Origin of the sequence: Kaistia terrae, assembly GCF_026344005.1 — a bacterium.
In the GTDB taxonomy this organism is placed as follows: domain Bacteria; phylum Pseudomonadota; class Alphaproteobacteria; order Rhizobiales; family Kaistiaceae; genus Kaistia; species Kaistia terrae.
This window is the reverse complement of the sequence record NZ_JAPKNH010000007.1, coordinates 116,497-135,010: the sequence shown is the minus strand read 5'-3', so window position 1 is coordinate 135,010 and position 18,514 is coordinate 116,497. Positions and strand designations below refer to the sequence as shown.

The following is an 18,514-nucleotide window of genomic DNA, read 5'->3' as shown; positions in this document are numbered from 1 at the left end:
ACATCATCATGGTTCGGCATTTTCTCGACCTGACGGAATTTGATTCCGCCACGCTCAGACAGATCATGGAAGGCGCCAAGCGCATCAAGTCGACGCGCAACGGTGCGCGCGACGGCGTCGGTCCCTTGGCCGGCAAGGTGCTGGCGCTGGTGTTCGAGCAGCCTTCGACCCGTACGCGAGTCTCCTTCGATGTCGGCATGCGCGAGCTTGGCGGCCAGACGCTGATGCTGACCGGCGCCGAGATGCAGCTTGGCCGCGGCGAGACAATCGCCGACACGGCGCGCGTCATGTCGCGCTATGTCGACGGCATCATGATCCGCATCCTCGACCATGACTCGCTGACCGAACTGGCGGCCAACGCCACCGTGCCGGTCATCAACGGGCTGACGCGCCGCTCGCATCCCTGCCAGATCATGGCGGATATCCTCACCTATGAGGAGCATCGCGGGCCGATCACCGGCAAGACGGTGTCTTGGCTGGGCGATAGCAACAACGTCATGGCGTCGTGGGTTCACGCCGCCGCGCGCTTCAATTTCCGCCTGAAGATCGCGACGCCGGAGGAGCTTGCGCCGCCGCACAAGCTGCTCGACTGGGCGCGGACGAATGGCGGCGAGGTGATCGCCGGCGAGGATGCCGAGGACGCGGCAGCAGATTCCGATTGCATCGTCACCGACACCTGGGTGTCGATGGGCGACAGCGAGGCCGAGCGTCGGCACAATCTGCTGAAGCCCTACCAGGTCAATGCCCGCCTGATGTCGCGCGCCAAGAAGGATGCGCTGTTCATGCATTGCCTGCCCGCCCATCGCGGCGAGGAGGTGACGGCCGAAGTCATGGATGGACCGCAATCGGTCGTTTTCGACGAGGCCGAAAACCGGCTGCACGCACAGAAGGGCATCCTGGCCTGGTGCCTGGGCGGCCCGGAGGCGCTTTGATGGTTGATATCGAAACTTTGGGCCCGGGATCGATCGATCCGGCGGGCGACGATGCCGTTCTGCCTTTCGAGGTCAACGGTCTCGACGTGCGCGGTCGCGCCATTCAGATGGGGCCGGCGCTGTCGGCCCTGCTGGCGCGCCACGACTATCCGCTGCCGGTGTCGAAGCTGCTCGGCGAGGCCGTCGTGCTCGCCGTGCTGCTCGGCTCGTCGCTGAAGTTCGAGGGCCAGTTCCTGCTGCAGACGCAGACGGACGGCCCGGTCGACATGCTCGTGGTCGACTACCGCACGTCGGGTGACATCCGCGCCTATGCCCGCTTCAACAAGGAGCGGGTCGCCGAGATGGACAAGGATGGCTTGTCCAAGCCCGAACTGCTGCTCGGCAAGGGCATCCTGGCGATGACCATCGACCAGGGCGAGTTCAGCAGCCGCTACCAGGGCATCGTCCAGTTGGACGGCGTCAGCCTGGAAGAGGTGGCGCATATCTATTTCGCGCAGTCGGAACAGATCCCGACCCTCGTCCGCCTTGGCGTGGCCGAGATGATCACCCGCGAAGACGGCGGGACGGCGCATAGCTGGCGCGCCGGCGGCATGATGGTGCAGTTCCTGCCGCAGGCGTCCATCGGCGTGCAGCGCGACCTGCCGGGCGGCGACGCCCCGGAAGGCCATGATGCCGATGGCGAGGAAGCGGACGAATGGGCCGAAGCGGTCTCTCTCGTCTCCACGGTGCAGGATCACGAGCTGATCGATCCCGAGGTCCCGGTGGAACGGCTGCTCTATCGCCTGTTCCATGAGCGCGGCGTGCGGGTCTTCGACCCGATTCCGGTGCGTGAAAAGTGCTCGTGCTCGCGCGACCGCATCCAGGGCGTGCTGTCGAGCTTCTCGGCCGAAGAGATCACGGACAGCATCGAGGATGGCGAAATCTCGGTGACGTGCGAATTCTGCGGCGCGAAGTATGATTTCGACCCGCAGGAATTCTTGGGCTGAGGGCCTGAGTAAGAGCCCTTACCCCGTCCCTCTTCCGCAAGCGGGCGAGGGGGCGGGGCTGCGCTTCATGCCTTGCTGGCTACCGACGCGTCGTGATCGCAACTCGCTCGCCGTCATCCTCGCGAAAGCGAGGATCCATCCATCCGAAGCCTCGGGAATTTCCGAGAGTTCGAGCCATCAATGCCCAAAACCCCCGCTGTATGGATCCTCGCTTTCGCGAGGATGACGGCGGAGGCGGGCATTCGCGTCGAGGCGAACCTCGGAGCCCCTAGACTAGAGCGAGATCCATCTGGGTCGAACCCGACTTTTCACCTCTCCCTGAGGGAGAGGTCGGCTCGAAGAGCCGGGTGAGGGTTTAGGGAACCATCCGGTGAGGCCGTAAACCCTCACCCGCCGGCCTTTGGCCGTCGACCTCTCCCTCAGGGAGATGTGAAGAAGGATGCTTCAAGGAAGATGGATCTTGCCCTAATGCAAAACGCGGCGGGCGTTGGGGATGTCGAGCGAGAAGGCCGGGATCTCGACGGAGAACAACTCGCCGCTCTCGGTCTGCATCTGATAGGTGCCGACCATGATGCCCGAGGGCGTCGAAAGCGGACAGCCGCTGGTATATTCGAAGCTCTCGCCCGGCTTCAGCGACGGCTCCTTGCCGACGACGCCGACGCCGCGCACTTCTTCCGTGCGGCCCTTGCCGTCTGTGATCCGCCAGAAGCGCGAGCGCAGCTGGACGTTCTCAAGCCCCAGATTGACGATTTCGATCGTGTAGGCCCAGACGTAGCGGTTTTCGCCGGGCGACGAATCGTCCTCGACGAAACTCGGCTGCACGGTCACTTGGATCGATCGCGTGACAGTTCGGTACATCGGCGCTCTTTTCGAAAATGTTCCGTGGCTCATAACGCCAAGCGAGGCGGGGCGTCAATCGTGCGTGACGCCGCATGGTTAGCTCGCCGTACCGCGCGAGTAGGCCATCGACAATCCGACCTGCACATTCCGTTGCACGAAGACGTGCGCTATAGTCGCAGTTGTAGTTGATCATTATTGCAAACGCCGGCCTGGCGAGAAGGAACGTTCAATGCTGAAGGAATTCCGGGAGTTCGCCCTCAAGGGCAACGTGATGGACCTGGCCATCGGTATCATCATTGGTGTCGCCTTCAGCGGCCTGGTCAATTCGATCGTCAACGACCTCATCATGCCGATCGTTGGCGTGATCACGGGCGGCATCGACTTCTCCAACAAGTTCATCCAGCTCGCTGGCGACCCGCAGACGAACCTCGAAGCCGCCCGCAAGGCTGGCGCGACCATCGCCTACGGCAATTTCATCACGCTGGTGATCAACTTCATCATCATCGCCTGGATTCTGTTCCTGCTGGTCAAGGGCATGAACCGCCTGAAGCGCGAGAAGGCGGTCGAGCCGGCTCCGGTGGCGACGCCGGAAGACGTGGCGCTGCTGCGTGAAATCCGCGACCTGCTCGCCAAGAGGTAATCAGCGGCATACCGATAGCGCCATCTGGCGCAGCATGCGGCGGCCCCTTGGCCGCCGTTTTGTCTTGGTTGGGAGTTACAAGCTCTCGATTGAGATCTAGAAGCTCTTGGTTGAGCTTTAGAAGCTTTTGGTCGGGCGCTCGAAACGCCCGGTCGAGCCAATTCGCGACATCCTCCGAAACGGCGCCTTGATCTGAAGGACTTTGGGTCTCCCGGACAGGCGCCTGCAAAACTGGAAACGTGCGTGTCAGTCCATTCCGCATTGAATACGCTGCGCCCGGAAGCAAGCGAAGCTCCGGAAAGCGGCATCGTCGAGGTCTTCAACTACGGTCGTGACCGCGAAGGCCTGATCCCGCTCTGGGTCGGCGAGGGCGACCTCTCGACCCCCGCCTTCATCAGCGAAGCGGCGCAGGCAGGGCTGGCGGCCGGTGAGACCTTCTACACCCACCAGCGCGGAATTCCGGAATTGCGGCAGGCGCTGGCCGGCTATCACGAGCGCCTCTATGGCCGCCCGTTCGATGCCGAGCGCTTCTTCGTCACGTCCGGCGGCATGCCGGCGATCCAGATCGCGCTGCGCATGGTCGCGGGCCATGGCGATGAAGTCGTCGTGCCGACGCCGGCCTGGCCCAATTTCGCCGCCGCCGCGGAAGTCGGCGCCGCCAAGGTCGTCGAGGTGCCGCTGACCTATGGCAATGCCGGCTGGACGCTCGATCTCGACCGTTACTTCGACGCCGTCACGCCGCGGACGAAGGCGCTGTTCCTGAATTCGCCGTGCAACCCGACTGGCTGGACGGCGACACGCGAAGAGCTTCAGGCGATCCTCGATTTCGCCCGCGCTAAGGGCCTCTGGATCGTCTCGGACGAGGTCTATACGCGCTTCTTCTATGAGGGCGAGCGCTCGCCTTCCTTCTACGACATCGCCGAGCCGGACGACCGCATCCTCTACGTCAACACCATGTCGAAGAACTGGGCGATGACCGGCTGGCGCGTTGGCTGGCTGTCGGCGCCGCCTGCCTTCGGCCAGGTGATCGAAAACCTCATCCAGTATTCGAGCTCCGGCACGCCAAAATTCCTGCAGCGCGGGGCTGTCGCAGCACTCGACCAGGGCGACGCCTTCATCGATTTCCAGCGCAAGCGGGCCGAGGAAGCGCGTGAGATCGTCTGTTCCGGCCTCGAAAAGACGGGTCGCGTCCGCCTCGTGCGGCCTGCCGGCGCGTTTTACGCCTTCTTCGCCGTCGACGGCGAGCCGGACACGCGGAAGCTCGCACTGAAGCTGGTCGATGAGGCCAATGTCGGTCTCGCACCGGGCGATGCCTTTGGCGCAGGCGGGGCGGGATTCATGCGGCTCTGCTATCTCCGCAACCCGGACCAACTGCGCGAAGCGACGCGCCGTCTGGCGGATTGGCTCGCGAAGTAGGGTCTTTGGCTTCAGGCTTGGGTGTCCGGCGGTCTTGCCAGACACCCACCTCCAGCATCCTGAGGGCTTTCGCCCAAAACGTCTCGACTCCCTCCGCCGTCATCCTCGCGAAGGCGAGGATCCATGCATCCGGGTTGTTGAGCGTCGGTGGCGAAGACTTTTGGTTGTCGGGACAGGGCGCTGCTGTATGGATCCTCGCCTTCGCGAGGATGACGGCGAGCGTGTGGGCTAAGCCGAGCCCGCACTTGAGTTCGCGTTTCATCCCAGGCCTCTATCCCGACCGCGCCCTGCGATCGTCTCGATGGCAGCCGTTGCTGGACCCTGTTGCCAACGGGCCTTGGCTCGGATAAATCATGAGCTACATCAAGAGTTGGGCCGACGCCCGACGCCAACCTGCCTTTCCGGGCAAGGTGGCACTCCCGCAAGGGAGGATGTGGCCGATCCGGCAACCAAACGGACCCAGTCACACAAAAGCGTCGGCTCTTCCAGACAGGACGATGCCGAAATGCCGATCAAGATCCCCGACGATTTGCCAGCCCGCCGCAAGCTTGAAGCCGAAGGCGTCATGGTCATGCGCGCGGCGGATGCGATGCGCCAGGATATCCGGCCGCTGAAGATCGGCCTGCTCAACCTGATGCCCAACAAGATCAGCACGGAGACGCAGATCGCGCGCCTGCTGGGCGCGACGCCGCTGCAGATCGAGCTGTCGCTTGTCCAGATCACCGATCACGCCCCGCGCAATACGTCGGCCGAGCATATGCTTTCCTTCTACCGCCCCTGGGAAGAGGTGAAGGACGAGCGCTTCGACGGCTTCATCATCACCGGTGCGCCGGTCGAGCGGATGCCGTTCGAGGAAGTGACCTACTGGGACGAGCTGCGCCGCATCTTCGACTGGACGCAGACCCATGTGCATCGCTCGTTCAACATCTGCTGGGGCGCGCAGGCGGCCGTGCATCATTTCCACGGCATGCAGAAATATGATCTGCCGGCGAAGGCGTTCGGCATCTTCCCGCATCAGGTTCCGGCCTCGGCTTCGGCCTCGCCCTTTCTGCGCGGATTGGCCGATGAGTTCACCGTGCCGGTGTCGCGCTGGTCGGAAGTGCGCAAGAGCGAGATCCCGCGCGACAGCGGCGTGATCGTGCTGGCGGAGAGCGACGCGACGGGGCTGTGTCTGCTCGCCGACCCCCGCCATCGCGCCCTGCACATGTTCAACCATCTCGAATACGACACCAATTCGCTTGGTGACGAGTATTTCCGCGACGTGGCGGCGAAGGTCGAGGTCGGGATTCCGGCCGGCTATTTCCGCAAGGATGATCCGTCGCAGCCGCCGGTCAACAACTGGCGGGGCAACGCGCATCTGCTGTTCGGCAACTGGATCAACGACATCTACCAGACGGTGCCGTTCGACATCAGCCGCATCGGCCAGAGCGAGGCGGCGGAGGTCGCCGCCTAGTCCATCGGTTCTTGCTCCTGGGTTAGAGGCCTCTCTTTACCTCTCCCTGAGGGAGAGGTCGGAGCGACGCTCCGGGTGAGGGTTTAGGGAACTTTCCGGTGAGGCCGTAAACCCTCACCCGCCGCACTTTGTGCGTCGACCTCTCCCTCAGGGAGAGGTGACGGCAAGCGACTGCAGTGATTTCATCTTAAGCAAAAAGGCCCGCCGAGCGATCGGCGGGCCTTTTTTATGTCGAAGGAGATCCGTTCAGCCGCCGGCGGGCGGGAACAGGTCGAAGCGCGAGTTGCCGCCATTGGCGACCATGCGGCCGGCATCGGCCGGCGCGGTGCGGCCGAGCGGCAGCCAGAGGCGGTGCCAGACATCGACCAGCGCATCGCGCAGGCCGAGGATCAGCTTTTCATCATGGCAGGGCGTCGGCGTGATGCGCAGCCGCTCCGTGCCGCGCGGCACGGTCGGGTAGTTGATCGGCTGGATGTAGATGCCGTGCTCTTCGAGCAGCATGTCGGAGGCGCGCTTGCAGAGATCCGGGTTGCCGACAAAGAGCGGCACGATGTGGGTCTCGGACGGCATCACCGGCAAACCGGCATGGATCAGCACCGACTTGGTCAGTTGCGCGTGCTTCTGCTGCAGATCGCGCTCGACCTGCGAGGCCTTGAGATGGCGGATCGAGGCGGTCGTCGCGGCGGCGATCGCCGGCGGCAGCGCCGTCGTGAAGATGAAGCCCGGCGCATAGGAGCGCACGGCGTCGACCACGGCGCGGCTGGCGGTGATGTAGCCGCCAAACGTGCCGAATGCCTTGGCCAACGTGCCCTCGATGACGTCGATGCGGTGCATCACGCCGTCGCGCTCGGAAATGCCGCCGCCGCGCGGGCCGTACATGCCGACCGCGTGGACCTCGTCGATATAGGTCATGGCGCCGTATTTCTCGGCCAGGTCGCAGATGCCAGAGACCGGCGCGATGTCGCCGTCCATCGAGTAGACGCTTTCGAAGACGATCAGCTTGGCGCGGCCGGGGGCGGCTTCCTTGAGCAACTCTTCGAGATGCTCGAGGTCGTTGTGGCGGAAGATGCGCTTCTGCGCGCCGGAGCGACGGATGCCCTCGATCATCGAGGCATGGTTCAGCTCATCCGACAGGATCAGGCAGTCGGGCAGCAGCTTGGCGATGGTCGAGATGGCGGCGTCGTTGGAGACGAAGCCGGAGGAGAAGACGAGGCCGGCTTCCTTGCCGTGCAGGTCGGCCAGTTCGGCTTCCAGCTCGACGAGCGGATGGCTGTTGCCGGAGATGTTGCGCGTGCCGCCAGCGCCGGTGCCCAGGCCCTGCGCGGTTTCAGCCATGGTGCGGACGACGTCGGGATGGTGGCCCATGCCGAGATAATCGTTCGAGCACCAGATGGTGATTTCGCGCGCGCCGCGCTCGGAGCGCCAGACCGCGTGCGGAAAACGACCGACGATGCGTTCGAGATCGGCGAAGACGCGGTAGCGCTTCTCGGAGTGGAGAGCGTCGATCGCGTCCACGAAGAAAGATTGATAGTCCATCAGCAGCGCCCGCTTCCTGGATGAATTCCAAACTATCCGAAGAATCGAAGCGAGTCCAACGGCGTCTGGCTTGGCGGCAGTCAACTTGGCGTCAATAATCATGGACATGTCTGCGCCGCCACTGCGCAATTTAGCGCATCTTGCAACTTTTCTGATCTGGAGGCGGCTCCAGCGCTTGTCCGGATGTCAAAAAGCCACCGGAACGGGCGCGTTCCGGTGGCTTTTTGGATAGGGATCCGAGCGCGATCAGGCCTGATCGAGCGCCAGCTGGATGTCCTCGATCAGGTCGGCGGGATCCTCCAGGCCGATCGAAAGCCGCAGCATGCCCGGCGTGATGCCGAAGCCGAGGCGGGCTTCCTCGGTCAGGCGCTGGTGCGTCGTCGTCGAGGGGTGGGTGATCAGGCTCTTGGCGTCGCCGAGATTGTTGGAGATCGTGATGACCTCCAGCGCGCTGGCGACGCGGAACGCCGCTTCCTTGCCGCCATCGACCTCGAAGGCGATCATCGTCGAGCCGGCGCCCATCTGCTTCTTGACCACGTCGGCCTGCGGGTGGTCGGCGCGGCCGGGATAGATCAGCCGCGCAATCTTCGGATGGGCGGCGATCACGTCGGCGATCTTCGCCGCGCTCTCGGTCTGGCGGCGGACGCGGATATCCAGCGTCTCCAGGCCCTTCAGCAGAACCCAGGCATTGAAGGCCGACAGGGTCGGGCCGGTCTGGCGCAGAAAATTGTGCAGGTGGTCGGTGACATAGGCTTCATCGGCCGAAAGAATGACGCCGCCGAGCACGCGGCCCTGGCCGTCAATATGCTTGGTGCCGGAATAGACGACGACGTCGGCGCCGAGCTTGATCGGCTGCTGCCAGATCGGCGTGGCAAACACGTTGTCGACGATCAGCAGCGCGCCGCCCTCATGCGCGATCTTCGCGATCTCGGCGATGTCCAGCACTTCGAGCGTCGGGTTGGTCGGGCTTTCGAGGAAGAACGCCTTGGTGTTCGGCCGCACGGCGTCGCGCCACTGGTTCAAATCGGTGCCGTCGACCAGCGTCGACTGCACGCCGAAGCGCGGCAGCAGGTCTTCCACGACGTAGAGACAGGACGAGAACAGCGCCTTGGCGGCGACGACGTGGTCGCCGGCCTTCAGCATGCACATCAGCGAGGCCGTGACGGCGGCCATGCCGCTGGCGGTCGAGCGCACGGCGGCAGCACCCTCCAGCAGGCGCATCCGCTCTTCGAACATCGCGACGGTGGGATTGGAGAAGCGCGAATAGATGAAGCCCGGATCCTCGCCCGTGAAGCGCGCTTCCGCGGCTTCGGCGGTGTCGTAGGCGAAGCCCTGGGTCAGGAACATCGCTTCGGACATTTCGCCGAATTGCGATCGAAGGACGCCACCATGCACGAGGTCGGTGGCGGGGCGGCGGGGGCGTTTGGACTTGGCTTCGGACATGCTTTTCTTATCCCGATCAAGAAAAACCCGACGCGAGGTCGGGCAAAAATCGGATGTCGGATTTCCGGCAACCGACCTTTTAGCGACATTGTTTAACGTGGCGGCAAGCCGGTCGGCTCAAATAGACCACGGTAGATGTGTTTTTTGATATGCCTCTGGCGGCTTGGCGTCAACGGGCAGTTCGGATAAGGAGGACAACCGTTCGGAGCCGAGTGTCGCAGGTTTCTTTACCTCTCCCTGAGGGAGAGGTCGGACCGTAAGGTCCGGGTGAGGGTTTACGGCCTCACCGGAGCCTTCCCTAAACCCTCACCCGCCGGCTTCGCCGTCGACCTCTCCCTCAGGGAGAGGTGAAGACATAACGGATTGCTGACTAGAGTTGGGGAACGGGTGAGATGACGGACAAGGCAGCAATCGGAATTCTTTCGGCGGAGCAGATCCGGGCCAGCCTCGCGGCCGGCCAGATCCTCATCGACCGGCCGCTCGATGCCGATCAGGTGCAGCCGGCAAGCCTCGATCTTCGCCTCGGCGCCGTCGCCTACCGTGTGCGCGCCAGCTTCCTGCCCGGCCCGAACGTGCTGGTGAAGGACCGCCTCGCCGAACTCACCCTGCACGAGATCGATCTCAGCCATGGCTCCGTGCTGGAGACGGGCTGCGTCTACATCGTGCCGCTGCTCGAAGGGCTGGCGCTGCCGGCCGATATCCAGGCTTCGGCCAATCCGAAATCCTCGACCGGCCGGCTCGACATCTTCACCCGCGTCATCACCGACCGGGCGCAATCCTTCGACACGATTCCGGCCGGCTATCAGGGGCCGCTCTATCTGGAAGTTTCCCCGCGCACTTTCCCGATCGTCGCCCGCACCGGCTCGCGTCTGTCGCAGATCCGGTTTCGTCGCGGTGACACGCACCTGACCGACACGGAGCTTTCGGCGCTCAACGCCCGCGAGCCGCTCGTCGACGGCGCGTTTCGCGCGTCGGGCGGCCTGCTGCTCTCGATCGACCTCGAAGGCTCGAACGGCATCATCGGCTATCGCGCCAAGCGCCACACCGGCGTCGTCGATGTCGACCGCCGCGCCGCCTGCGACGTGCTCGATTACTGGGAGCCGATCCCGGTGCGCGGCAAGGCCGAGTTGATCCTCGATCCCGATCAGTTCTATATCCTCGTCTCTCGCGAAGCCGTGCATGTGCCGCCGGATTACGCCGCCGAGATGGTCGCCTTCGACCCGCTGGTCGGCGAATTCCGCGTTCACTATGCGGGTTTCTTCGATCCGGGCTTTGGCCATCAGGCAGCCGGCGGCGCCGGCAGCCGCGCGGTGCTCGAAGTACGCAGCCATGAAGTGCCGTTCATCCTCGAGCACGGCCAGACGGTCGGTCGTCTCGTCTACGAGACGATGTCGGAACGCCCGGCCAAGCTCTATGGCAGCGACCTCGGCTCCAACTACCAGGCCCAGGGCCTGAAGCTCTCGAAACATTTCCGGTAGGGTGGCCGGATAGCGCCCTTCCTTCACCTCTCCCTGAGGGAGAGGTCGGAGCGACGCTCCGGGTGAGGGTTTACGGCCTCTCCGGATGGTTCCCTAAACCCTCACCCGCCGCACTTCGTGCGTCGACCTCTCCCTTAGGGAGAGGTGAAGGGGCTGCATTGTCTGCCGCTATTCCGAAACCGTCAGTGTCACCTCGCCAAGCCCGGAGATCGCGATCGCGACCCGGTCGCCGGCGTTGAGCCAGCGCGTTTCGACCAGGCTTCCGGTCAGCACGATCTCGCCCGCTCGCAACATCTCGCCTTGCGCCAACAGGTTGTTGGCGAGCCAGGCCAGCGCCGCGAACGGATGGCCGAGCACATCCGCGCCCCGCCCTCGGCCGACCTCGATGTCGTTGATCGTCGTGACGCCGACGACCTCGGCGAGATCCGGCGCATCCGCCGGCGACAAGGGCTCGCCGAGCACGCAGCCGGCGGCGAAGAAATCGTCGGCGATCAGCGTCGGCGTATCGGTCTTGCGCCAGTCGGCATAGCGGTCGTCGACCAGTTCGATCGCCGCCATCACGCTCTCGACCGCGCCCGCGACATCCTCCGCCCGATACGGCGTCGCCTGCGCCGGCAGGTCGCGGCTGAGCTTTACAGCGATCTCGCATTCGATGCCGACATGGCAAAAGTCCGCCGCCGAAACCGTCGCGCCGGAACGATGCTTGGTGCCCTCGAACAGGCCGGCGCCACAGGGGTTGGGAATGCCGAGATAGGTCTGCATCACCGGCGTCGTGCAGCCGATCTTCCAGCCGATCCGCCGCCCATAGCGGTCTTTCGCGAGGTGCTGGTGCACGGCGGCCTGCAGCGCATAGGCGCCCGTCTCGTCGGCCGGGCGGATCGCCTCGGGCAGCAGGTCGAGCGGCGCGCGGCCGATGCGCGCCGCCGCAATCATGTCGGCGGCCTGGTCGAGCGGCGGGGCGGAAGCAGAGGGCATGGCGATCTCGTTTGCGAGGCATGACGGCAGGCAGGGGGAGATCTGTCGCGCACGAGTTGCATAGCCCGGACGAGCCCGGCTAGGATCGCGCGCAAATCTTGTTCTCGCCCCTTCGGCTCAGCGTGCCGCGACGGCGCGCCATGGGCAAGTCTGAACTATGGACGGGCAAGTCTGAACTATGGACGGGCAAGTCTGAACAACGAAATCCGCTGGCCAACGGCGAAATCGAGCAGGGAAGAGACGATGGAAGCGCGCGTAGACGGCAAGATCCTTCTGGTAACCGGCGGCACGCAGGGCGTGGGCCGGGCCGTGGCGCTGGAGGCGGCGCGCTCCGGCGCGGAAGGCGTGATGCTGGTCGGGCGCAATCCGCAGCGCGGCGCGGCGGTCGTGGCCGAGCTGGAGGCGCTTGGCGTCGGCGGTGGCTTCGTCTCGGTCGATCTCTCCGATTCCGATGCGGCCGAGATCGTCATCGACGCGACGCTCGATCGCTTCGATCACGTCGACGGCCTCGTCAATGCCGCTGCCAGCACGGATCGCGGCTCGATCGCCGAGGCCGACATCGACTTCTTCGACACGGTGTTCGCCACCAATGTGCGCACGCCGATGTTCCTGATGCAGGGCGTCATCCGGCATCTGAAGGGCCGCGGCGCGCCCGGCACCATCGTCAACATCCTCTCCGTCAACGCCTATGGCGGCACGCCGGAGCTTGGCGTCTATGCCTCGTCCAAGGCGGCTCTGTCGATCCTGACCAAGAACGCCGCCCATTCGCATCGTTTCGACCGTATCAGCGTCAACGGCATCAATCTCGGCTGGGCCGATACGCCGGGCGAGCGCGAGATGCAGGCGGTCAAGCTCGGCAAGGGCGAGGGCTGGCTGGAAGAGGCCGAGGCGATGATGCCCTGGGGCCGGTTGATCAAGCCGGAAGACGTGGCCCGTCTGGCGCTGTTCCTGATGAGCGACGCGGCCATCCCGATGACCGGCGCCATCGTCGATCAGATCCAGGACTATGTCGTCGGCGTGCGCGACTAGCTTGTCGATCCGCGCGGATAGCCCTTGCGGGATCGTGTTGCTGAGCGCCCGCCGGTGCGGCGCCGTCCTGACGGCGCTGCTTGCTGTTGGCATCGGCGCCGGTGCGACGGTCGCCATGGCGGCCAAAATTCCCTCACCGCCCGTCAATCGGGATTTTCACGACGAAGCGACGGGGCTTGCCTTCACGGCGCCGTCGCTGCTCGTCGTCGGCAAGCGGCGCGGCCATCATGGGCATGATTTCGTCATCGATGTCGACAGCCAGAAAATTCCCCGCGCCGGAACGTCGAAGAACCTGTGCGGCGTCGGGCTGAAGACGCAGCCGGACGAGGTTCAGGCGCTGGACCAGGCGTCGTTGATCGCGCCGGAGATGATCGATCGGCAGATGCAGTCGATGCGCTCGTCGCTCGGCCTGCTGGGCCATATCGATTTCGTCGAGCCGGTCGCGTTTGGTGGCGGTCTGCGCGGCGTTGCGGCCCTTACGACGCCCCGTTTCGGTCGCGGTCACGCTCATGTCCGGCAATACGTCGCCATCGCGGAAACCCCGGCCTATCGAATCAGCCTTTCCTGTGCCACGACCGCAACGGCAATCGACAGGGCGCTTCCGCTGTTCGAGGCGCTGGTCGGCACTTTGCGGATCGAGCCTGTCCGGTGATGGACGTCGGTCGTGACCGCTGAGACGGAATGAACTCGCTGCAATCGGCCCTTTCGCAGACAGGCATGTGATGACGCTCGACACGAATTCGCCCGACGGGGCCATTCTCCAGGCTCTATTCGACGCCGCGCTGGCGGCATCCCTACCGGATGGCCGCTTCGAAGGACGTCTTCCGGTGGCGCCAAAGGGCCGGACGATCGTGCTGGGCGCCGGCAAGGGTGCGGCGCGGATGGTGCGGGCGTTCGAGGATGCGTGGGAAGCGGCCGGTAATCCGGCCCCGGAAGGTCTCGCCGTCACCCGCTATGGCCATGGCGCGCCGACCCGCTTCGTCGAGGTGGTGGAAGCCTCGCATCCGGTTCCCGACGCTGCCGGCATGGCGGCCGCGCAGCGCATCCTCGATATCGCCAGCTCGGCAGGGCCGGAGGATCTCGTCGTCTTCCTGATGTCAGGTGGCGCGTCGTCGCTGCTGGCGCTGCCAGCCCCCAGGCTGACGCTAGAGGACAAGCAGGCGTTGAACCGGGCCCTGCTGAAGAGCGGCGCGCCCATCGGCGCGATGAACCGCGTGCGCAAAGCGCTTTCTGCCATCAAGGGCGGCCGGTTGGCCGCCGCGGCGTCGCGTGCGAAAATCGTGACCTATCTGATCTCCGACGTGCCGGGCGATGATCCCGGCGCGATCGGCTCCGGCCCGACCATTCCGGAGGCCTCCGACCCGGACGGCGCCCTGGCGATTCTGGCCGAATACAACATCGCGATCGAACCGCGCATCGAGGCGGCGATCCGCGCCAACGCGGTCGCGGCCGGCCAGGGTGGCGCGGTGGAGATGCTGGCAACGCCCAAAATGGCGCTGGATGCGGCGGCGGAAGCGGCGCGCGCCATCGGCCTGACGCCGCTGGTGCTCGGTGATGCGCTGGAAGGCGAGGCCCGCGACGTGGCGCGCGTTCTGGCGGCGATTGCGACCTATGCGGCGGCGCATGACCAGCCGGTGGCAAAGCCCTGCGTGATCCTGTCGGGTGGGGAGACCACCGTCACCGTGCGGGGGCGGGGCAGGGGCGGCCGCAATGCCGAGTTCCTGCTGGCGCTGGCCGTGGCGCTTGGCGGCCACAAGGGCATCGCGGCGATTGCCTGCGATACCGACGGCATCGATGGCTCCGAAGACAATGCCGGCGCCTGGATCGATGCGGGCATTCTCGACGAGGCGAAGGCGAAGGGAATCGATCCCGTCGCCCGCCTTGCCAACAATGACGGCTATGGCTTCTTTGACGCGCTCGACCGGCTCGTCGTCACCGGCCCGACGCTGACAAACGTCAATGATTTCCGGGCCATCCTCATTCGCTGAGCGTCTTCGCGACTGTCCGGATCGTTCGAAATTCGATCGAACTTCTGTTGCAGCGATGCCGCTATGGATGACTCTTCGTCACCCTCACGGCTGCTTGTCTTGACGAGAGCGTCGCCGATACCGATCTCTGGACTCCAAGAGCCAAGATGACGCCTTCTTTCGGCGGCAGTCTGGGTCCGGGTGGCGTGTTCGACGAAGTTTGGTCGAGAGGGTATGTGATGAGGCATCTACTTTTGGCGGGCGCCGCCTTGCTGGCGCTTTCGGGCGCGGCTTCGGCTGCCGACATTTCGTATGAGCAGCCTCTCCCCGTCGCCCCCGCGGCTCCGGCCGGTTTTGACTGGAACGGCTTTTACGCCGGTGTGCATGGCGGCTTTGGCTGGGGCAGCGGCACCAAGGACGCCGATTTCCTCGACAGCCTGAGCGGCGGCCTCTTCGGCGCGCAGGTCGGCTATAATTTCCAGGCCAATCCGTGGCTGGTCGGCTTCGAGACGGATATCGCCTATAGCGGCCTGAGCGACACGGCCGGCCCTGCCTCGATCGACCTGAACTGGATCGGCTCGACCACGGGGCGCATCGGCTTCACCTATGACAAGTGGCTGTTCTACGGCAAGGGCGGCGTCGCCTATGGCGACCTTGAGGCCACACAGGCCGGGCTCGGCTCGGACAGCAAGTGGGCGGTCGGCTGGACGGCAGGCGCCGGCGTCGAATACGGCTTCACGAAGAACCTTACCGGCCGTCTCGAATACGACTATGTCGATCTCGGCAACAAGACCGTTTTCGAAGGCACACCGGCGCAGTCGGATGTCGGCGTGACCACCAACGCGGTCAAGGCGGGCCTGAACTACAAGTTCTGAACCCATCGCGGGATGCGTGGAAGTCCACCGTCCCGCAGAGGCGCGCTAGATCCTGTCGTACGCGACAAAGGAAATCACGTTTCCGTCGGGATCGCGGACGTGAAAGTCCGTTCCGCCCCAAGGCTGTCGGGTCGGCGTTTGGGCAAATTCCACGTCGCGCGCCCTGAACTCCTCGAAAAGCCGCTGGATATCGGAGACCTCGACAGTGGCGAGGATCAAGGACAATTCCCGCGCCGCAAGTTCCGCGAAGTTCGGTTGATGGACGCAGCGAAGGTGGAGGCAGGCAGCCGCCCCGCGCGATACCGAGCCGTAGAATGGCGGCTCGCCATAGAGGAAGTCGATCTTGAAACCGAGCTTCCCTCGGTAGAATTCCGCGCTCTTGGATACGTCGCGAACAAACAGGATCGGGACGAAGGACTTCAGGACCGGGTCGCTCATCAAGGGCCAACCTGCAAATTGCCGCCTGGCGCAGGGTAGCTGCCCGTGCGGCGGCTGCAAAGATCGTTTGTCGACCGCGGCGAAACCGTCCCGGTGCTCGACACCTCCGGTGTTCCGATCAGTCAGCAGGGCGTGACGGTTGCAGATAAAAAAAGGCCCGGTCATGCCGGGCCTTTTTCGGGTTCGAAATGCTGTGTCTCAGCCGTTTACATAGGGCTGCAGGAAGGCGAGGTCGGCGGGGCCGAGGCGATCGCTGGCTGCGGCGGCCTGGTGCCAGTAGGGATAGTTCAGCGGCTGCTGGCTGACCTTGTCGAGCCGGGCGCGTTCTTCCGCCGAAAGCTTCAGGTCGGCGGCGGCGAGGTTATCCTTGAACTGCGCGTCGGTGCGGCCGCCGATGATCGCCGAGGTGACGCCCGGACGGCCAAGCAGCCAGGCCAGCGCGACCTGCGCACCGGAGACGCCGCGCGCGTCGGCAATCGAAACCAGCTCGTCGACGATGTCCCAGAGGCGGTCCCAATTGTGGATCGGCGGCTCGGTCCAGCCCTGCGACAGGCGGCTGTCCTTGGGTGTTTCCTTGTCGCGACGATGCTTGCCCGACAGCAACCCGCCGGCGATCGGGCTCCAGACGAGGATGCCGAGCTTCTGGTCGATGGTGATCGGCACCAGCTCCTGCTCGGCCTCGCGCGCCTGCAGCGTGTAGTGGATCTGCTGCGAGACGAAGGGAATGCGGTTGTCGCGGCGGGCGATTTCCATCGCCTTCATGATGTGCCAGCCGGAGAAATTAGAGCAGCCGACATAGCGGACCTTGCCCTGGCGCACGAGCGTGTCGAGCGCTTCCAGCGTCTCTTCCAGCGGCGTCAAGCCGTCCCACTGGTGGACCTGGTAGAGATCGATGACATCGGTCTTCAGGCGGCGCAGGCTCGCCTCGCATTCGCGGATCAGGTGGTAGCGCGACAGGCCCCGATCATTCGGACCGTCGCCCATGGCGAAGCGCGCCTTGGTGGCGAGCAGGACGCCGTTCTTGCGCTTGCCGCCCAGCGCATTGCCGATGATCTCCTCGCACTCGCCGCCCGAATAGGCATTGGCGGTGTCGAGCAGATTGACGCCGGCGTCGATCACCATGTCGATCTGGCGCTGCGCGTCCTTGACCTCGGTGATGTCGCCAACCTTGGCGAAGCCGCCCTTTCGACCGAAGGTCATCGTGCCCATGGTGAGCACGGAGACCAACAGTCCCGAATTGCCGAGTTGCCGATATTCCATCGTCCGCTCCATTGCCGTTGCGGTGATTCCGCTGAAGTTTGACAGCACCGTCCTGCATTGGGACAGCGCTGTCAAAGCGGAATTGGGCTACGCGGCAAACGGTCAGATGGTGATGATCGCCTTGATCAGGCCGCGCTTGTCATGGCTCCAGAGCGGCATGTCGGTGGTCAGCTTGTTGAGCGTCGTGCTGTGCGTTGCCAGCGCGTCGAGCGGCACGAGACCGGCCTTGATCGAGGCGACGACGTGGTCGAAATCGATCTTGGTGGCGTTGCGGCTGCCGATCAGCATCATCTCGCGCTTGTGGAACTCGGGGTCCGAGAACGAGATCCGGTCCTTGACGATCGAGACCAGCACATAGGCGCCACCATGCGCGACCATCGCAAAGCCTGCCTCGATCGCCTGGCCGTTGCCGGTGGCGTCGAACACGACGTCGAAGCCGTCGCCGTTGGTCTCCGCCATCAGCGTCTTCTGCGCGTCCGGGCCGGTCAGGGCCGTGTTCTTGAAGCCGAGCGTGTCGCGGGCAAAGGCGAGCCGCTCCTCGCTGGAGTCGAGCAGCGTTACCTCAAGCCCTGCGATGCGGGCGAAGATCGCCACGCCAAGGCCGATCGGACCGATGCCGACGACGAGCGCGCGGCCGCCCTCCGGCTGCGCGCGGCGAACGGCGTGGGCGCCGATCGCCAGGAACTCGACCATCGCCGCGTCGCGCAGCGACAGGCCCTCGGCCGGGTAGAGATTGCCTTCCGGCATGACGATCTGCTCGGCCATGCCGCCATCGGTATGGACGCCGAGCACCTTGATCGCCGTGCAGCAGTTCGGCTTGCCCTTGCGGCAGGCGACGCAATGACCGCAGGAAATATAGGGATTGACGACGACCGGCGTACCGACCTTGAGCGCAACGCCGGGGCCGACGGCGGAGACGACGCCGGAGAGCTCATGGCCCATGATGCGCGGATATTCGAGGAAGGGGTGCTTGCCTTCGAAGATGTGATAATCGGTGCCGCAAATGCCGACATGCTTGACGTCGACGGTCGCCCAACCGGCGGCGGGTGCTTCCGGAGCGGGCCGCTCGACATAGTCCAGCCGTCCCGGTTCCACGCAGATCACGCTTTTCATACAGTCCTCTTCGACAAATTCCCCAGTCGCGATGGTCCTAGCGCAGCCGGATCGCCGCGGCCAGTCGGGAATGGCGATCGAGGGAGCCAAAGGCCGGCTCGTGCGTTGAAGGCAGCAGTTGCAGGGGAACCCT

General features: G+C 64.7%; 17 protein-coding genes and 2 riboswitches. Of the genes, 10 read left to right on the top strand and 7 right to left on the bottom strand.

The features are described 5' to 3' along the window. The first annotated feature begins 8 nt into the window (after positions 1 to 8). A complete protein-coding gene (argF, locus tag OSH12_RS18980; RefSeq protein WP_266345178.1) occupies positions 9 to 932 on the top strand; it encodes an ornithine carbamoyltransferase in 924 nt (307 codons plus the stop codon). Then, on the top strand, positions 932 to 1,918 hold the full coding sequence (locus OSH12_RS18975) for an Hsp33 family molecular chaperone (protein WP_266345177.1): 987 nt from the start codon (positions 932 to 934) through the stop codon (positions 1,916 to 1,918). Before argF ends, OSH12_RS18975 begins: the two co-directional genes overlap by 1 nt. 465 nt (positions 1,919 to 2,383) lie before the next feature. Here the strand turns inward: OSH12_RS18975 and apaG are convergent, their stop codons facing one another. Next, positions 2,384 to 2,776 (bottom strand): Co2+/Mg2+ efflux protein ApaG, encoded by a 393-nt coding sequence (gene apaG, locus OSH12_RS18970; RefSeq protein WP_266345176.1) that lies wholly within the window; start codon positions 2,774 to 2,776, stop codon positions 2,384 to 2,386. A gap of 211 nt (positions 2,777 to 2,987) precedes the next feature. Here apaG and mscL point away from each other — a divergent pair, with 211 nt between their 5' ends. The 3 genes from mscL to OSH12_RS18955 all read left to right on the top strand — a co-directional run bounded on the left by mscL (position 2,988) and on the right by OSH12_RS18955 (position 6,267). Continuing rightward, complete coding sequence (gene mscL, locus OSH12_RS18965) at positions 2,988 to 3,398, top strand: large conductance mechanosensitive channel protein MscL (protein WP_266345175.1); 411 nt, start codon at positions 2,988 to 2,990, stop codon at positions 3,396 to 3,398. A 243-nt stretch (positions 3,399 to 3,641) separates the two neighbouring features. Further along, complete coding sequence (locus tag OSH12_RS18960; RefSeq protein ID WP_266345174.1) at positions 3,642 to 4,814, top strand: pyridoxal phosphate-dependent aminotransferase; 1,173 nt, start codon at positions 3,642 to 3,644, stop codon at positions 4,812 to 4,814. A gap of 355 nt (positions 4,815 to 5,169) precedes the next feature. Beyond that, positions 5,170 to 5,277, top strand: a riboswitch (SAM-I-IV-variant riboswitch). A gap of 42 nt (positions 5,278 to 5,319) precedes the next feature. Further along, a complete protein-coding gene (locus OSH12_RS18955; RefSeq protein WP_266345173.1) occupies positions 5,320 to 6,267 on the top strand; it encodes a homoserine O-succinyltransferase in 948 nt (315 codons plus the stop codon). A 246-nt stretch (positions 6,268 to 6,513) separates the two neighbouring features. Here the strand turns inward: OSH12_RS18955 and hemA are convergent, their stop codons facing one another. After that, positions 6,514 to 7,803: a 5-aminolevulinate synthase gene (gene hemA, locus OSH12_RS18950; protein WP_266345172.1), complete on the bottom strand. Its 1,290-nt coding sequence runs from the start codon at positions 7,801 to 7,803 to the stop codon at positions 6,514 to 6,516. A gap of 246 nt (positions 7,804 to 8,049) precedes the next feature. Then, the gene (locus OSH12_RS18945) at positions 8,050 to 9,246 is read right to left on the bottom strand and encodes an O-succinylhomoserine sulfhydrylase (protein WP_266345171.1); all 1,197 of its coding nucleotides are present in this window, start codon (positions 9,244 to 9,246) and stop codon (positions 8,050 to 8,052) included. A 59-nt stretch (positions 9,247 to 9,305) separates the two neighbouring features. Then, positions 9,306 to 9,386, bottom strand: a riboswitch (SAM riboswitch). Between the two features lie 252 nt (positions 9,387 to 9,638). On the opposite strand from OSH12_RS18945, the gene OSH12_RS18940 reads away from it, so the two are divergent. Continuing rightward, positions 9,639 to 10,724: a 2'-deoxycytidine 5'-triphosphate deaminase gene (locus OSH12_RS18940; protein WP_266345170.1), complete on the top strand. Its 1,086-nt coding sequence runs from the start codon at positions 9,639 to 9,641 to the stop codon at positions 10,722 to 10,724. A 168-nt stretch (positions 10,725 to 10,892) separates the two neighbouring features. Here the strand turns inward: OSH12_RS18940 and OSH12_RS18935 are convergent, their stop codons facing one another. Beyond that, a complete protein-coding gene (locus OSH12_RS18935; RefSeq protein ID WP_266345169.1) occupies positions 10,893 to 11,699 on the bottom strand; it encodes a 2-keto-4-pentenoate hydratase in 807 nt (268 codons plus the stop codon). A 243-nt stretch (positions 11,700 to 11,942) separates the two neighbouring features. Here OSH12_RS18935 and OSH12_RS18930 point away from each other — a divergent pair, with 243 nt between their 5' ends. The 4 genes from OSH12_RS18930 to OSH12_RS18915 all read left to right on the top strand — a co-directional run bounded on the left by OSH12_RS18930 (position 11,943) and on the right by OSH12_RS18915 (position 15,570). Beyond that, entirely contained in the window at positions 11,943 to 12,728 is a 786-nt protein-coding gene (locus OSH12_RS18930; protein ID WP_266345168.1) for an SDR family oxidoreductase, read from the top strand. A 34-nt stretch (positions 12,729 to 12,762) separates the two neighbouring features. Beyond that, entirely contained in the window at positions 12,763 to 13,380 is a 618-nt protein-coding gene (locus OSH12_RS18925) for a hypothetical protein (protein WP_266345167.1), read from the top strand. A gap of 70 nt (positions 13,381 to 13,450) precedes the next feature. Then, positions 13,451 to 14,716 carry a glycerate kinase type-2 family protein gene (locus OSH12_RS18920; RefSeq protein ID WP_266345166.1) on the top strand — a complete coding sequence of 422 codons (1,266 nt, stop codon included), beginning with the start codon at positions 13,451 to 13,453 and terminating at the stop codon, positions 14,714 to 14,716. A gap of 218 nt (positions 14,717 to 14,934) precedes the next feature. Beyond that, positions 14,935 to 15,570: an outer membrane protein gene (locus OSH12_RS18915; RefSeq protein WP_266345165.1), complete on the top strand. Its 636-nt coding sequence runs from the start codon at positions 14,935 to 14,937 to the stop codon at positions 15,568 to 15,570. Between the two features lie 45 nt (positions 15,571 to 15,615). On the opposite strand, the gene OSH12_RS18910 is transcribed toward OSH12_RS18915, so the two are convergent. From OSH12_RS18910 to OSH12_RS18900, 3 genes are all read right to left on the bottom strand, one after another. Next, on the bottom strand, positions 15,616 to 16,173 hold the full coding sequence (locus tag OSH12_RS18910; RefSeq protein WP_266345164.1) for a glyoxalase superfamily protein: 558 nt from the start codon (positions 16,171 to 16,173) through the stop codon (positions 15,616 to 15,618). A gap of 33 nt (positions 16,174 to 16,206) precedes the next feature. Then, the gene (locus tag OSH12_RS18905) at positions 16,207 to 17,268 is read right to left on the bottom strand and encodes an aldo/keto reductase (protein ID WP_266345163.1); all 1,062 of its coding nucleotides are present in this window, start codon (positions 17,266 to 17,268) and stop codon (positions 16,207 to 16,209) included. Positions 17,269 to 17,370: 102 nt separating this feature from the next. Further along, on the bottom strand, positions 17,371 to 18,381 hold the full coding sequence (locus tag OSH12_RS18900; RefSeq protein ID WP_266345162.1) for a zinc-binding alcohol dehydrogenase family protein: 1,011 nt from the start codon (positions 18,379 to 18,381) through the stop codon (positions 17,371 to 17,373). Positions 18,382 to 18,514: the final 133 nt, after the last annotated feature.